This window comes from Mycobacterium sp. E136 (assembly GCF_001666865.1).
Taxonomy (GTDB): domain Bacteria; phylum Actinomycetota; class Actinomycetes; order Mycobacteriales; family Mycobacteriaceae; genus Mycobacterium.
Map to the genome: position 1 here is coordinate 16,476 of NZ_LZJE01000117.1, position 13,498 is coordinate 29,973.

17 protein-coding genes and 1 tRNA gene are annotated in these 13,498 nt (G+C 67.1%); 5 read left to right on the top strand and 13 right to left on the bottom strand.

The genetic code is table 11. The features are described from left to right. Window positions 1-95: 95 nt before the first annotated feature. On the top strand, window positions 96-560 hold the full coding sequence (locus A5698_RS08300; protein ID WP_067294519.1) for a lipoprotein LpqH: 465 nt from the start codon (window positions 96-98) through the stop codon (window positions 558-560). A gap of 66 nt (window positions 561-626) precedes the next feature. Here the strand turns inward: A5698_RS08300 and A5698_RS08305 are convergent, their stop codons facing one another. After that, window positions 627-965 carry a DUF732 domain-containing protein gene (locus A5698_RS08305; protein WP_067294515.1) on the bottom strand — a complete coding sequence of 113 codons (339 nt, stop codon included), beginning with the start codon at window positions 963-965 and terminating at the stop codon, window positions 627-629. Window positions 966-1,022: 57 nt separating this feature from the next. Between A5698_RS08305 and A5698_RS08310 the strand changes: the two genes are divergently transcribed. After that, on the top strand, window positions 1,023-1,394 hold the full coding sequence (locus A5698_RS08310) for a hypothetical protein (RefSeq protein WP_068295476.1): 372 nt from the start codon (window positions 1,023-1,025) through the stop codon (window positions 1,392-1,394). Window positions 1,395-1,400: 6 nt separating this feature from the next. On the opposite strand, the gene proS is transcribed toward A5698_RS08310, so the two are convergent. After that, window positions 1,401-2,810: a proline--tRNA ligase gene (proS, locus tag A5698_RS08315; protein ID WP_068295478.1), complete on the bottom strand. Its 1,410-nt coding sequence runs from the start codon at window positions 2,808-2,810 to the stop codon at window positions 1,401-1,403. A 113-nt stretch (window positions 2,811-2,923) separates the two neighbouring features. On the opposite strand from proS, the gene A5698_RS08320 reads away from it, so the two are divergent. Then, the gene (locus A5698_RS08320; RefSeq protein WP_068295501.1) at window positions 2,924-3,373 is read left to right on the top strand and encodes an ATP-binding protein; all 450 of its coding nucleotides are present in this window, start codon (window positions 2,924-2,926) and stop codon (window positions 3,371-3,373) included. Here the strand turns inward: A5698_RS08320 and A5698_RS08325 are convergent. From A5698_RS08325 to A5698_RS08350, 6 genes are all read right to left on the bottom strand, one after another. Then, window positions 3,346-3,786, bottom strand: coding sequence for a response regulator (locus A5698_RS08325; RefSeq protein WP_068295480.1), 441 nt, complete (start codon window positions 3,784-3,786; stop codon window positions 3,346-3,348). The two genes, A5698_RS08320 and A5698_RS08325, sit on opposite strands and share 28 nt — an antisense overlap. Continuing rightward, window positions 3,783-5,354, bottom strand: a complete 1,572-nt coding sequence (locus A5698_RS08330) for a sensor histidine kinase (RefSeq protein ID WP_068295482.1) — start codon at window positions 5,352-5,354, stop codon at window positions 3,783-3,785. The genes A5698_RS08325 and A5698_RS08330 overlap by 4 nt, the downstream gene beginning before the upstream one ends. Then, window positions 5,351-6,562: a PP2C family protein-serine/threonine phosphatase gene (locus A5698_RS08335; RefSeq protein WP_197506708.1), complete on the bottom strand. Its 1,212-nt coding sequence runs from the start codon at window positions 6,560-6,562 to the stop codon at window positions 5,351-5,353. Before A5698_RS08335 ends, A5698_RS08330 begins: the two co-directional genes overlap by 4 nt. 84 nt (window positions 6,563-6,646) lie before the next feature. Continuing rightward, window positions 6,647-6,737 (bottom strand) — tRNA-Ser (locus tag A5698_RS08340). Between the two features lie 29 nt (window positions 6,738-6,766). Beyond that, window positions 6,767-7,225 carry a nucleoside deaminase gene (locus tag A5698_RS08345; RefSeq protein ID WP_068295506.1) on the bottom strand — a complete coding sequence of 153 codons (459 nt, stop codon included), beginning with the start codon at window positions 7,223-7,225 and terminating at the stop codon, window positions 6,767-6,769. A gap of 9 nt (window positions 7,226-7,234) precedes the next feature. After that, window positions 7,235-7,756 (bottom strand): tRNA adenosine deaminase-associated protein, encoded by a 522-nt coding sequence (locus tag A5698_RS08350; protein ID WP_067086616.1) that lies wholly within the window; start codon window positions 7,754-7,756, stop codon window positions 7,235-7,237. Between A5698_RS08350 and A5698_RS08355 the strand changes: the two genes are divergently transcribed. Next, the gene (locus tag A5698_RS08355) at window positions 7,747-8,811 is read left to right on the top strand and encodes a prephenate dehydrogenase (protein WP_353651813.1); all 1,065 of its coding nucleotides are present in this window, start codon (window positions 7,747-7,749) and stop codon (window positions 8,809-8,811) included. The genes A5698_RS08350 and A5698_RS08355 overlap by 10 nt on opposite strands. Here the strand turns inward: A5698_RS08355 and A5698_RS08360 are convergent. Genes A5698_RS08360 through A5698_RS08380 form a run of 5 tightly spaced genes read right to left on the bottom strand, consistent with a single transcriptional unit; the run spans window position 8,774 to window position 12,904 of the window. After that, window positions 8,774-9,364 carry a putative glycolipid-binding domain-containing protein gene (locus A5698_RS08360; protein WP_068295486.1) on the bottom strand — a complete coding sequence of 197 codons (591 nt, stop codon included), beginning with the start codon at window positions 9,362-9,364 and terminating at the stop codon, window positions 8,774-8,776. The genes A5698_RS08355 and A5698_RS08360 overlap by 38 nt on opposite strands. A gap of 2 nt (window positions 9,365-9,366) precedes the next feature. Then, window positions 9,367-10,170: an ABC transporter permease gene (locus A5698_RS08365; RefSeq protein ID WP_068295508.1), complete on the bottom strand. Its 804-nt coding sequence runs from the start codon at window positions 10,168-10,170 to the stop codon at window positions 9,367-9,369. Between the two features lie 8 nt (window positions 10,171-10,178). Continuing rightward, window positions 10,179-10,853, bottom strand: a complete 675-nt coding sequence (locus A5698_RS08370; protein ID WP_068295488.1) for an ABC transporter permease — start codon at window positions 10,851-10,853, stop codon at window positions 10,179-10,181. Between the two features lie 3 nt (window positions 10,854-10,856). After that, the gene (locus tag A5698_RS08375; RefSeq protein WP_068295490.1) at window positions 10,857-11,966 is read right to left on the bottom strand and encodes an ABC transporter ATP-binding protein; all 1,110 of its coding nucleotides are present in this window, start codon (window positions 11,964-11,966) and stop codon (window positions 10,857-10,859) included. Continuing rightward, window positions 11,963-12,904, bottom strand: coding sequence for an ABC transporter substrate-binding protein (locus tag A5698_RS08380; RefSeq protein WP_502688890.1), 942 nt, complete (start codon window positions 12,902-12,904; stop codon window positions 11,963-11,965). Before A5698_RS08380 ends, A5698_RS08375 begins: the two co-directional genes overlap by 4 nt. 121 nt (window positions 12,905-13,025) lie before the next feature. On the opposite strand from A5698_RS08380, the gene A5698_RS08385 reads away from it, so the two are divergent. Then, window positions 13,026-13,415: a LapA family protein gene (locus A5698_RS08385; RefSeq protein ID WP_068295495.1), complete on the top strand. Its 390-nt coding sequence runs from the start codon at window positions 13,026-13,028 to the stop codon at window positions 13,413-13,415. The last annotated feature ends 83 nt before the right edge of the window (window positions 13,416-13,498 follow it).

Consider the following 13,498-nt stretch of genomic DNA (forward strand, 5'->3'; position numbering starts at 1 on the left):
TCAATTTCGGCGAAATCGCGGATGCCGGGTTAGGCGCGAACAATACTGCTCTTGATGATCCGATCTTGACGGGTCACTACACAAAGGAGAACAGGGTGAAGCGTGGTTTCCTGGTCGCCATCGGCGGCGCGGCGATCGTCATCGCCGGTCTATCCGGCTGTTCCTCGGGTGACAAGAAGTCCGAAACGTCGGGTGAGACATCGACGGCCGCATCGGCGGAGGGCAAGACCACCGTCACGATCGACGGCAAAGATCAGGCTGTCCAGGGCACCGTCGTGTGCAGCGATATGGGCGGAAACACGAACATCGCGATCGGCGACGCGACCACGGGCATCGGCGCCGTCGTCAGCTCCGGTGACGAACCGACCGTGCAGTCCGTCGGCCTGGGCAACGTCAACGGCGTGACGCTGGGCTACCAGAGCGGCGCCGGCCAGGGCGAAGCCAAGGCCGAGAAGGACGGTAAGACCTACAAGATCTCCGGGACCGCGACGGGCGTCGACATGGCCAACCCGCTGCAGCCGGTCAACAAGCCATTCGAGATCGAAGTCACCTGCCCGTAGTCAGGTCACGAGCCTGAGAGAAGGCGGCGTCCCGACAGGGGCGCCGCCGTTTTTCTTCCGATCGGTTTACCCCGTGTAGCCGGCCGCCGACTGCCGCAGCTGCCAGATCTGCGCCGGGCACAGCTCGTTGACCGCCTGGTTGATCAGGTACATGCCCTGGTACTTGTCGGCGGTGTGGAAGTCGGCGGTCACCTGGTTGACCAGCTCGCCGTAGCTCATCTTGCCCGCCACCCGGTCGCAGATCGTCCTGCCGTAGCCGATCGCGGCGTCGGCGTTCGGGAAGTTGTAGCCCGGCCGCACGTGCACGTTGACCAGATACGCGACCACGTCGGCGTTGGCAGCGGGAGCGGAGATCGTCACGGCCGCACCCGCCGCGGCGGCCAGAGCAACCAGAACCGGCTTCATGGGTTAAGAGCCTATTCCGTGCCCGCCGTCGATGCGGGGCACTTAGGCTAGCCACCTATGAGGCTCATGGCTGCAGCTGCGCTCGCGTGCGGGTTCGTCGCCGCACCCCTGATGACCGCCGCGAATGCGCCGGCGTCGCCCGGCTACTGCGACGGCGCCAACTGTGTTCCCTACGTCGACCGCACCGCGGTGGAGGGCACGCACTGCGTGCAGAACACCCGCTACAACTTCGGGATCGACGCGTCGGGCAACACGCTGGCATGCAACTCGCGCAGCACCTGGATCTCGTCGCCCCCGCTGATCGGCATCCGCACCAACCGACTGCCGTGCGGGGATGCGACCGGGGTGGCCCAGTCGCCCGACGGGGTTCCGCTGAGCTGCAAGGGCGGCGCGTGGACCCCCGACTACCAGGTGATCTTCTACGGCTGACGTTGGTCAGTAGGCACGCGCGACGTAGGCCAAGGCGTCGGCGTCGTCATCGGTGTCCGGCAGCGTGCCGTCGCCGCGTTGCAGACATCGCACGGTGAGCCCCGCCGCGGCGAGCTCTTCTTCCCCCGATACGCCGACTTTGTCCCACCGCAGCCGTGCGACGCCCGTCTGCGCGGCCTCGCGCGCCTCGTCGATCGTCGCGCAGTCGGCGATGGCCGCGTCGCGGCGCGCGGTCGCCGCGGCGAGCATGTCGGCCTGGATGCTCTCGACGAATTCGGACACGCGCTCGGTGACGTCGTCGAGGCCCACCGCGGTCTTCTCGCGGGTGTCGCGACGGTAGAGCATCGCCGCGTTCTTGTCGAGGTCGCGGGGGCCGAGCTCGATGCGAATCGGCACGCCCTGCAAGTCCCAGTCGGTGGCCCGCCAACCGAACGCGGCCTCGACGTTGTCATCCAACCGCACCCGCACGCCGCGCGCGCGGAGCTCGTCGACCAGCGTTGCGGCGGCCCGGACGACGCCGCCGTCGCCGTTGTCCTTGACCACCACCACGACGGCCTGCACCGGGGCGAGCGTGGGCGGCACGACCAGCCCGAAGTCGTCACCGTGGCACATGATCAGCCCGCCCAACATCCGGGTCGAGGCACCCCACGACGTAGTCCAACAGAGCTCGGAGGAACCCGCGGCACTGGAGTAGGTGATGTCGAAGGCCCGGGCAAACCGTTGACCGAGTTCGTGCGACGTGGCCATCTGCAGCGCCTTGCCGTCGCGCATGACGCCCTCGCAGGTCATCGTGTTGGCGGCGCCGGCGAAACGTTCCTTGGCGGTCTTGCGCCCGACGATCACCGGCACCGCCATCACCTCGCGCAGGAACCGCTCGTAGACGTCGTGCAGGATCAGTCGGGCGTAGTCGCGTGCCTCGGTCTCGCCGTCGTGCGCGGTGTGGCCTTCTTGCCACAGAAACTCCGTGGTGCGCAAGAAGATTCGGGGCCGCATCTCCCAGCGCACCACGTTGGCCCACTGATTGAGGAGCAGCGGTAGGTCGCGGTAGCTGTCGATCCATTTGGCCATGTACTCGCCGATGACGGCTTCACTGGTCGGCCGGATGGCCAGCGGCTCGGACAGTTGCTTGCCGCCGCCGTGGGTGACGACGGCGAGTTCGGGGCTGAATCCCTCGACGTGCTCGGCCTCGCGCTCGAAGAAAGTGATCGGGATCAGCAGCGGGAAGTACGCGTTCTGCGCGCCCGCCGCCTTGATCCTCGCATCCAGGTCGGCCTGCATCCGCTCCCAGATCGCGTAGCCGGTCGGCCGGATCACCATGGTGCCGCGAGCGGGTCCGTTCTCCGCGAGCTTCGCCTTGTTCAGCACATCCTGGTACCAGCGGGGAAAGTCCTCGTGCTGCGGCGTCAGCACCGGCATGTCTTACCTCTCATCGTTTGTCGGGTGTGATCTGCGCCTCGCTACGGTTTTGAGACCAGAGCGTATGCGCGACGAACGTGATGAATCGGGGCAAGCGGGGTACAACCACGGGCGTGGTAATCGATGTGCGTCTGCGGCCGGCAGATCCTCTGTGGATCGAAGTGCCGGCCACCGCGGATCGACTGGCACAGATTCGTCGACGGCTTCTCGGGTGGATGGAACCGATCGGCGTGCCCGACGCCGTGGGCGCCGATATTGTCCTCGCGGTCAATGAGGCCGCCACCAACTGCGTCGAACACGCCTATCTGAACTCCGCCGACGGCGTGGTGGTGGTCGAAGCGAACGTCGAGGACGGCCGGATCGTGGTGCGCGTTTCCGATCGTGGCGAATGGCGGGCGCCGAGCACGGAACCGACGACTCGCGGCCGCGGTCTGCCGATCATTCGCGCCTTGGGCAACGACGTAGAGGTGATGCGGTCGTCGGCGGGCACCACCGTGCGCATGGACTTCGACGTGGCCGACGCCGACCGCGGCGGTCAAGAGTTGGGTAGCCGCACCACCTGAACGAAGAACTCGTCGATCTGGCGGACGGCGTTCATGAATTGATCGAGATCGACGGGCTTGGTGACGTACGCGTTGGCGTGCAGCTTGTAGCTGCGCAGAATGTCCTCTTCTGCCGACGATGTCGTGAGCACGACCACCGGGATATGGCTGAGGTCGGCGTCCGATTTGATCTGTTCGAGCAACTGCCTGCCGTCGTATTTGGGCAGGTTGAGGTCCAGGAGAATCAGGTCCGGCCGCGGCGCATCGGCGTACCTCCCCCGGCGGTATAGGAAGTCCAGTCCCTCCTCGCCGTCGTGCGCGACGTGCAAAGTGTTCTTGATCTTGTTGTGCTCGAACGCTTCTCGGGTGATCAGTTCGTCACCCGGGTCGTCCTCGACGAGCAGTACGTCGATCGCCCGGCCTTCCAATGTCATGCGGTGGATCCTTCCATTTCGGCCTCGACGGGATCGTCGACGACGCTGGGAATCGTGAAGCGGAAACGAGTGCCGTCGGTGTAGCCGGTGTCGATCCAGATGTTACCGCCGTGGTGTTCGACGATTTTCTTGCACAGTGCCAGGCCGATTCCGGTTCCGGTGTAGACGTCGCGGCCGTGCAACCGCTGGAAGATCACGAAGACCTTCTCCGCGAACTCCTCGGGGATGCCGATCCCGTTGTCGGTGACCGTGAAGAGCCACGCGCCTTCGCGCATGCCCTCGCCGACCGTGCAGTCGATGACAATTCGCGGCGTGACGTCGGGCTTGCGGAACTTGACCGCGTTGCCGATCAGGTTCTGCCACAGCATGGTCAGCAGGGTCGGGTCTCCCTTGACGGTGGGCAGCGGCACCCCAGTGCGGACCACCTCCGCACCGGACTCCTCGATCGCGGTGGCCAGGTTCTCGGCCGCGTCAGCCAGCACGGCCTCGAGGTCGACGTCGGCTTCTGTCGAGCCGAGCCTGCCGACGCGGGAGAAGGTGAGCAGGTCGTTGATCAGCACCTGCATCCGCTTGGCGCCGTCGACGGCGAATCGGATGTACTCGACGCCACGCTCATCGAGCTTGTCGCCGTAGCGCTTTTCGATCAGCTGGCAGAACGACGCCACCTTGCGCAGCGGCTCCTGCAGATCGTGCGACGCGACGTAGGCGAACTGCTCGAGTTCGGCGTTGGAGCGTTGCAGTTCCAGCGCCTGCTCGCCGAGCTGCTCTCTTGCCGAACGCGACGCCTCGAGCTCGTCGACTATGCGCTGGCGCATGTCCTCCACGTCCGCAGCGATGGCTTGGATGTCGCGCGGCCCCTTCACCGAGATCGTCTCGTCGAAGCTGCCCTCGGTGATCCTGCGGCACGATGCGGCGAGCCTATCCAGCGGACTCGTGACGGCGTTGCGCACCAGCACCGCCAGCAGGATGCCGGTGGCAAGGAGCGCAGCCACCACAGCGATCAGCACGGTGTTCCGCCATCTCTGGACCGAAGTGAGCTCGTCGACGGCGTCCTGGCGGGCTTGCGCCAGATCGCGGTTCTGGTCATCGAACGCATCGCGCATCACGTCGAACGAGTTCTTGCCGCGCTCGGCAGTCTCAGCGTCGGGGATGCTAGGCACACCCGGGGTCACCGAGGCGATCAGCGGGTCTGCGTAGGTGGTGCGCCAGCCTGCCGCCAGCCTCTCGATCGCGTCCAGGTCATCGACGAGGTCCTGCCGGTGTCCGACTCTGTCGCGGATTTGCTGCGCGGCGCCACTCTCGGCCTGCTGGCCTGCGAAGTAGGGGTCCAGGAACTGACGATCGGCGGCGATGGCGTACCCGCGAACAGCCGTCTCCTGGTCACGCAGCGCGGCCTGCAGCTGGTAGGCCGCGACGCGGGCGGGTTGGATGCCGAAATTCAGCTCCCGCGCGACGTCATCGGTGCGGTTCAACAGCAGCGCTCCGACGATGGCGCCACCGATGACGACGATGCCCACCAACGACAGCACCAGGTTCTGCCAGCCCTGGACGGTGAGGCGACTCCTCATCCGATAGTCGTCCGTTCGACACGCACCACAGCGATGTCGTCGCTGATGCCGCCCACCGACTGCGCGCGGCGCTCGACGTCGTCGATCAGCGCGTTGACAAACTCGCGACCCGGCAGGTGCGCATAGCCCTTGGCCACTTCAAGCAGGCCGGCCTCGCCCAGGCGTTCGGTTCCGTGACCGGATCTGCCCTCGAAAAGTCCGTCCGTGAGAAGCACCAGTCCGTGTCCGGGCGGCAGATCGAATCTGTTCAGCGGCCATTCGTGCCCGTACAGCCCGAGGGCCGACCCGCCCCTGGGTTCTATCCACTCCACGGTGTTGTTCCCGTGCAGCAACATCCCAGGATGTCCGGCCGAGACGACGTCGTACCCGAGTCCATTTGGGGACATGGCGACGCTGACCACTGTCGCGAAGATGCTCCTACCGGGGCGTTCTGTGCTCAGAATCCGCTCCAGTTGCGACATCCGGCTGTTCCCCCGCAGCCCGGCGAAGGTCAGAGCGCGCCAGCCGATCCGCAGCGCCACGCCGAGAGCGGCCTCGTCTGGACCATGCCCCGCCACGTCGCCGACCATGACGTGCACGGTGCCGTCTTGGGTCTGGATGAAGTCGTAGAAGTCGCCGCCGAGCAGCGTGTGCTGACGGCTGGGGCGATACTCCGCGACAATGTCGACCGTCGGCGGATCGAGCAGCAGCGGCGACGGCAGCAGACCGCGCTCCAGGCGAGCATTCTCCATGGCCCGCATTTCGCTGGCGTGCAGTTCGACAGCGGTCAACTCGGCGCGTTTGCGCTCCACTGCATAGAGCAGTGCGCGACGTAGCGTCTCCGGTTCGACGCGCCCCTTGACGAGGTAGTCCTGCGCGCCCGCGGCGACCGCGGAGATGCCGAAGTGCTCGTCGTTGAGGCCGGTCAGCACGACGATCGGCATCGTGATGTCGCGCTTGGCTACGCGGTCAAGGGCTTTGATGCCGTCGGCGTCGGGCAGGTTCAGGTCGAGCAGCACGCAGTCGGGCCGGAAGACCTCGAGCTGATGTTCGGCGTCCTCCATGTTGGGGGCCCACACGACCTTGATATTGGAGTCGGCGTCGGCGATCAGTTCCTCGACCAGGATGGCGTCACCGCGGTCATCCTCGATGAGCAGCACCGAAAACGGGCGCAGCGCAGCGCCACCGCCGGCCGAGGCCGAGGGGTCTTGGTCATGAAGCGCGCGCATATGCCAATTCTCTCGGGTTGGTCACCGCGGTCGCCTCGACCTCTGCTTCAGTGACAGATCCTGACAATAGTGCCTGAATCGTTGTGGCGGTGGCGGAGGGATTTGAACCCTCGGACGGGGGTTACCCGTCACACGCTTTCGAGGCGTGCTCCTTAGGCCGCTCGGACACGCCACCGAGTGGCAGCTTACCGGGCGGGCACCGGTCTACTCCAATCGCTGTCGGGAGAAGAACTCCTCCAGCGGCGCCGCGCACTCGTCGGCCAGCACACCCCCGCGCACCTGTGGCCGGTGCGTCAGCCGCCGGTCGCGCACCACATCCCACAGCGACCCGACCGCTCCCGTCTTGGGCTCCCACGCGCCGAACACCACGCGCGCCACCCGGGCCATCACCAGCGCGCCCGCGCACATCGTGCAGGGCTCGACCGTGACCGCCAGCGTGGCGCCCTCCAGCCGCCAACCGTCGCCGAGTGCGGCCGCCGCGGCCCGGATCGCGAGGATCTCGGCGTGCGCGGTGGGATCGCCGAGAGCTTCGCGCGCATTGGCCGCCCGGGCGAGTTCGGTGCCGGCGGCCGAGACGACGACGGCGCCGATCGGTACGTCCTGGGGACCCGCAGCCGTTGCGGCCTCGAGGGCGGCGCGGATCAGCGCCTCATCGTCGGGGATCGTCGGCAATCACCGACCCATGCGGTCGAGCACGTCCGACAACTCGTCGGCGAAACCCATCTCGCGCGCGATCCGACCCAGCTGTTCGTCGGCGTAGAGGTCGGATTCGTCGAGGATGACGCCGAGCACGGCCTCGGGCAGGCCCACGTCGGAAAGCAGGCCCAGATCGCCCTCCTCAAACGGTTCGGCCTCCTCGAGTTCCTCGGGCTCGATGTCGGCGTCGAGCATCTCCAGCGCCTCCGCGGCGATGTCGTAGTCCAGCGCGGCGGTGGCGTCCGACAGAAACAACCGCGCGCCGGAGGGGGCCGGACGCACGATCACGAAGAACTCGTCGTCGACGTCGAGCAGCCCGAACACGGCTCCCGCGCTGCGGATTTCGCGCAATTCCCGCTCGGCTGCGGTGAGGCTGGTCAGTGCCGCCCTGCGCATCGGCGCGCACCGCCACTTGCCGTCTTCGCGGACGACGGCGACGCCGAAGCCGTCGGGAGTGTCCGTGGACTGCTCCCGCGCCGGCGCACGCTGTGCTCCCATGTCGGCCTACGGTAGTCGCCGTCCATGCCCTTGACCAGGAATCGACCACCAAGCCTGACGTCGGTCGATGGCCTCCGATGTGCCAACCTTGGTGGGTGACCAACACACCGGTTTGCGTGCTCGGCTTGGGGCTGATCGGTGGTTCGGTGATGCGCGCGGCCGCGGCGGCGGGGCGGGAGGTGTTCGGTTACAACCGGTCGCTGGAGGGCGTCCAGGCCGCGACCGCCGACGGGTTCGACGCCTCCGAAGACCTCGATGCGGTGCTGGAGCGGGCGGCGGGCGACGACGCGCTGATCGTCCTCGCGGTACCGGTGCCAGCGCTGGGCCAGATGCTCGGCCACATCCGTGAGGCGGCCCCGAACTGTCCGCTGACCGATGTGACGAGCGTGAAATCCGCTGTGCTGCAGGAGGTACGGTCCTTCGGCCTGCTGGAGCGATTCGTCGGCGGCCATCCGATGGCGGGCACCGCGCATTCGGGGTGGACGGCGGGCGACGCCCGGTTGTTCGTGGGCGCGCCGTGGGTGATCAGCGTCGACGAACACGTCGACCCGCAGGTCTGGAGCCTGGTCATGGACCTGGCGCTGGACTGCGGCGCGGTCGTCGTCCCTGCTCGTTCGGACGAACACGATGCGGCCGCCGCGACGATCTCGCATCTGCCCCACCTGCTGGCCGAGGCGCTGGCCGCCACCGCCGGCGAGGTGCCGCTGGCGTTCGCGCTGGCGGCTGGGTCGTTCCGCGACGGCACCCGGGTCGCCGCCACCGCGCCTGACCTGGTGCGGGCGATGTGCGAGGCCAACGCCGACGAACTTCTGCCGGTGCTCGACCACACGCTCGAACTGCTCACTCAGGCACGCGACGCACTGGCCGCGCACAAACCGTTGACCGACCTCGTCGAGACCGGCCACGCCGCCCGAATCCGCTACGACAACTTCGGTAGGCCGGAGATCGTGACGGTCGTGATCGGCGAGGATCGGTGGCGCGAGGAACTGGCCGCCTCGGGACGCGCGGGCGGGGTGATCAGATCCGCTCTGCCAGTCCTGGGTAGTCGAGGATGAACCCGTCCGAGTCGACGGCGATCGTGGTGTCGGCGACGGGCGAGTGCAGTTTGATGCCATCCTCGGCGCTGCTGTAACTGATGACCGCCGTCTCGACCGACAATTCGGGAAGCCGTACGTAGATCACCGGGCAGCTGATCGAGTCCGTCCGCTGATACAGCCCGCTGCGCCGGATCGGCAGCGCGTTGAAGAAGGGACTGAAGATCACGTCGACGTCGAGCGCGCCGTCGTAGGCGGCGCGGCGCGACTCTCCGGTGTGCTGCTGAACCAGCCACATGTTCTCTTCGTCGCGGGCGATCGACAGCTGGCGCTCGCGCTCGGCGAGCGTGACGGTCATGGAGAGCCGTTTGGTGCCGCCGGTTTCGTCGGTCACCAAGTCATAGTCGGCGGAGAACGCCGGATGAGACGGCGTCGCGGCGGCCACGATTCGGCCGTACGCCTTGATGCGGTTGCCCGACACATGCACCCGGACCGATTCCATCCGCGGGACGTCGTGCGCCCGCCAGGTCAGAATCGCCGGCCATGACTTTTCGGAGCCGCCTGCTTCACTCACCCCTATACCGTATGCGAAGGGTCCCCTCGTTCGTAACGTGCATGGTCGGTGGTTTTTCGGTCGCGCTGTGATGTTGCGCCGGGGCGGGATTCGAGAACGACTTCGTCACCGAGGAACGGCTGCGGCATGCGCCGCCCCCGGATACTGAGCCGTCCGGTTCCCGGCACCGAGAGCCACACCGCCAACGCCAGTGCCGCATCGAGGATCAACGCCAGCGCCGTCACCATCAACGCGCCGACCAACGCCAGATGGAACTGGCGCACCTTGATGCCGTCGATCAGATAGCGTCCGAGCCCGCCGAGGCTCGCGTACGCGGCGACCGTCGCGGTCGCGACGATCTGCAGCGTGGCGGTGCGCAGCCCGCCGAGGATCAACGGCAACGCGATCGGCGTCTCGACGCGCAGCAGGATGCGCCGTTCGGTCATTCCCATCGAGCGCGCGGCGTCGACGACGGTGCGATCCACGTTGGCGATGCCGGCATAGGCGCCCGCCAGTACGGGCGGTATGCCCAGCAGCATCAATGCGACGGTCGGCGGTACCAGCCCCAGCCCCCACAGCAGCACACCGAGCAGCAGCACACCGAGCGTCGGCAGCGCGCGCAGCGCGTTCACGCCCGTGACGACGAGAAATGTTCCGCGGCCGGTGTGGCCGATGAGCATCCCGATCGGAATCGCGATGACCGCCGAGAAGAACAGCGCCACCACGGTGTATTCGAGGTGTTCGAGGGTGCGGGCGAGCAGTCCGGCGGGGCCGCCCCAGTTGGCGGCGGTGAAGAGGTAGGCCAGCGCCTCCCGCAGGAAATCCATCGGCCCCGTCATGACGCGGCCCTCGCCCGGCCCCATGTCCGACGCCCGCGTGCCGCACGCGTCCACGGGGTGAGCGCCCTACCCAGGAGCATGATGAGCGTGTCGATGACGATCGCCAGCACGAAGATCGCGATGATGCCGGCGACGATCTGATCGCTCTTGTTGGCCTGGTAGCCCTCGGTGAACCAGGTGCCCAGCCCGCCGATGCCGATCACCGAACCGACCGACACCATCGAGATGTTCGTGACGGCCACCACGCGCAGGCTGGCGATAAGTACCGGAACGGCAAGGGGTAGTTCGACTTTCACCATTCGCGTCAGCGGCCGGTATCCGACCGCGGTCGCGGCGTCGAGAACCGTCGGCGACACCGCGTCCAGTGCCTCCGGCACCGCACGCACCAGCAGGGCGACGGTGTAGAGCGTCAGCGCCACGATCACGTTCGCCTCGTCGAGGATGCGGGTCGGGATGATCAGCGGCAGCACCACGAACAGCGCCAACGATGGGATCGTGAAGACGATGCTGGCGGTGACCGTGGTCAGCCGTCGCAGCGCGGAGGTGCGCTGGATCGCCGCGCCCGACGGCACGGCGATGATCAGGCCCAGCACGATCGGGATCAGAGACAGCCGCAGGTGGATCACCGTCAACGCCCACAGGTCGTCGAGGTGGTTGAGCAGATACCGCATCCGCTAGCCCAACTCCGGTACGCGACGCTGCTTTTCGAGTTCTGCCAGGACGTCGTCGGCCCTCACCCCGCCGATCAGCCGCCCGTCGTCGTCGACCGCGACCCCCAGCCCGCTCGGCGAGGACAACGCCGCGTCGAGCGCGTTGCGCAGCGTACCGTCCGGGCGGAACAGCGATCCGCCGCCGATCGTGCTGTCGTAGAGCGACTTTCCGCTGCGGCGCAGGGCGACACCGTCGGCGTTGATCCAGGCATACGGTTTTCTGTTGTCCTTGGTGACCAGCCGCCAGTCGTCGGGCCCCAGATCCAGGGTGTCCAGCTCGCTTTCGTCGACGTGGCCGACGTCATGCAGGGGCAGGCCCGACGCGTGGAAGAACTGCAGCCCGCGGTAGCCGCGGTCGGCACCGACGAACGCCGCCACCTCCTCGTTGGCCGGATTCGACAGCACGAACGCGGGGTCGCCGTACTGCTGCAGCACCCCGCCGCGTCCGAACACGGCCACCCTGTCGCCGAGCTTGACCGCCTCGTCGATGTCGTGGGTGACGAACACGATCGTCTTGCGTAATTCGCTTTGCAGACGGGCGATCTCGGCCTGCAGTTCCTCGCGCACGACTGGGTCGACGGCGCTGAACGGTTCGTCCATCAGCATGATCGGCGGGTCGCCGGCCAGCGCCCGGGCCACCCCGACCCGCTGCTGCTGGCCACCCGACAACTGCGCCGGGTAGCGATCGGCGAGCTTCACATCGAGGCCGACGCGTTCCATCACCTCGAGCGCGGATCGCCGTGCGCTGCGCCGTGATTCGCCCCGCAACACCGGGACGGTGGCCACGTTGTCGACCACCCGAAGGTGCGGCATGAGTCCCGCGCTCTGGATCACGTATCCGATGCCGAGCCGCAGTTGGACCGGATCGACCTTGGTGATGTCGTGGCCGTCGACGGTCAGGGTGCCCGAGCTGGGCTCGATCATCCGGTTGATCATCCGCATCGAGGTGGTCTTGCCGCAGCCGGACGGGCCGACGAAAACCGTCAGCGTTCCCTCGGGCACCGCGAGCGTCAGGTCGTCGACGGCGACCGTGCCGTCCGGATAGCGTTTGGTGACGTTAGCGAACTCGATCACTTCTGCACCGGCCTGTCGAATCCGTTGTCCGCGATCCACTTCTGCGCCGCTTCGTCGGGATCGATGCCACGGTTGCCCTCGACCGAGGTGTTGAGCTCGATCAGGGCCTCGGTGGTCAGCTTCGCACTGACCGCGTCGAGCACAGTCTTGAGATCGGTGGACATCTTCTGCGACGCCACCAGCGGCACCACATTGGCGGCGAGGAACACGTTTTCGGGGTCCTCGAGCACGACGAGCCTGCTCTGCTCGATCGCCGGTGAGGTGCTGAAGATGTTCGCGGCGGTGACCGCCCCGCTGTTGAGCGCCTGCACGGTCGCCGGACCGCCGCCGTCACTGATCGCGACGAAGTTCGCCGGCGCGATGTCGAGGCCGTAGCGTTCCTTGAGCCCCACCAGACCGGTCACGCGGGTCTGAAACTCCGAAGGCGCACCGACTTTCACCTCCGGCGAGTGCTTGGCCAGATCCGCGATGGTCTTGAGATTCCACCGCTGCGCGGTCGCCTCGGACACCGCGAGGGTGTCCTTGTCTTCGGCGGGAGACGGATACAGGATCGACAGGTCCCCGGGCAGCACCTTGAACAGTTCGAGCAGAACCGCGTCGGGAGTGGTGGCGGTGGTGTCCTCGTCGAAGTACTGCAGCAGGTTGCCCGTGTACTCCGGGATCAGGTCGATGGAGTGGTCCTGCACCGCGGGGATGTAGGTCTCGCGGCTGCCGATCCCGAACTGGCGGCGCACGGTGAAGCCGTTGGCCTCCAGGGCCTGGGCGTAGATCTCGGCGATGATCTTCGACTCGGTGAAATCCGCCGATCCCACCGCGATCGTCTTGAGGTCACCGGAAATCTCGCCGCCACCGAGCGGGTTCGAGCTGCCACAGGACGTGCTCATCAGGAACGCGAGAACCACCACCACGACGAGCGGCCGGCGCCGGCGTCGCGGCATCGAGGTCATGAACCCGACAGTATCGACATCGCCGCAGCTACGCGCGGTTTGTCTGGTCATCGATTCGACGGTCCACGTCAAACGTCGTTTGCCGGGCACGCGAAAGGGCAAAGATGGAGCCATGAGTACCGATCCGTATGGGGCGTCAGCGCAGAACGACCCGGAGCCCTACGGCCCGCCCAACCCAGGGCCGCCGGTTCCGCCGACGGACGACGAGATCGCCGAGCACACGCCACCGTCGGTCAACAAGGTCCACTTCACCCGGGCCGCCGCGCTGTGGACCGCGGTCATCAGCGGCCTGCTCATCCTGATCGTCCTGCTGATCTTCATCGCGCAGAACACCGAGTCGGCGCAGTTCGCGTTCCTCGGCTGGCGCTGGCAGCTGCCTTTGGGGGTGGCTATCCTGCTCGCCGCGGTGTGCGGCGGTCTGATCGCCGCGCTCGCGGGAATGGCGCGCATGGTCCAACTGCGCCGCGCGGCGAAGAAGAACTACAAAGCCGCGCTGCGCTAGCGGATCGACTCGAGGCCGAAGGCCTCGGGCTGCAAATGGACGTGGGTTGCCGATCGCGGGTGAACACTCGCATCGGTAGAGCC

Coding starts and splice junctions, on each gene's coding strand:
- A5698_RS08305 (WP_067294515.1), bottom strand. CDS start 965: ATGAAGCCGGTTCTGGTTGCTCTGGCCGCCGCGGCGGGTGCGGCCGTG.
- A5698_RS08310 (WP_068295476.1), top strand. CDS start 1,023: ATGAGGCTCATGGCTGCAGCTGCGCTCGCGTGCGGGTTCGTCGCCGCA.
- proS (WP_068295478.1), bottom strand. CDS start 2,810: ATGCCGGTGCTGACGCCGCAGCACGAGGACTTTCCCCGCTGGTACCAG.
- A5698_RS08325 (WP_068295480.1), bottom strand. CDS start 3,786: ATGACATTGGAAGGCCGGGCGATCGACGTACTGCTCGTCGAGGACGAC.
- A5698_RS08330 (WP_068295482.1), bottom strand. CDS start 5,354: ATGAGGAGTCGCCTCACCGTCCAGGGCTGGCAGAACCTGGTGCTGTCG.
- A5698_RS08335 (WP_197506708.1), bottom strand. CDS start 6,562: ATGCGCGCGCTTCATGACCAAGACCCCTCGGCCTCGGCCGGCGGTGGC.
- A5698_RS08350 (WP_067086616.1), bottom strand. CDS start 7,756: ATGGGAGCACAGCGTGCGCCGGCGCGGGAGCAGTCCACGGACACTCCC.
- A5698_RS08365 (WP_068295508.1), bottom strand. CDS start 10,170: ATGGATTTCCTGCGGGAGGCGCTGGCCTACCTCTTCACCGCCGCCAAC.
- A5698_RS08370 (WP_068295488.1), bottom strand. CDS start 10,853: ATGCGGTATCTGCTCAACCACCTCGACGACCTGTGGGCGTTGACGGTG.
- A5698_RS08380 (WP_502688890.1), bottom strand. CDS start 12,904: ATGCCGCGACGCCGGCGCCGGCCGCTCGTCGTGGTGGTGGTTCTCGCG.
- A5698_RS08385 (WP_068295495.1), top strand. CDS start 13,026: ATGAGTACCGATCCGTATGGGGCGTCAGCGCAGAACGACCCGGAGCCC.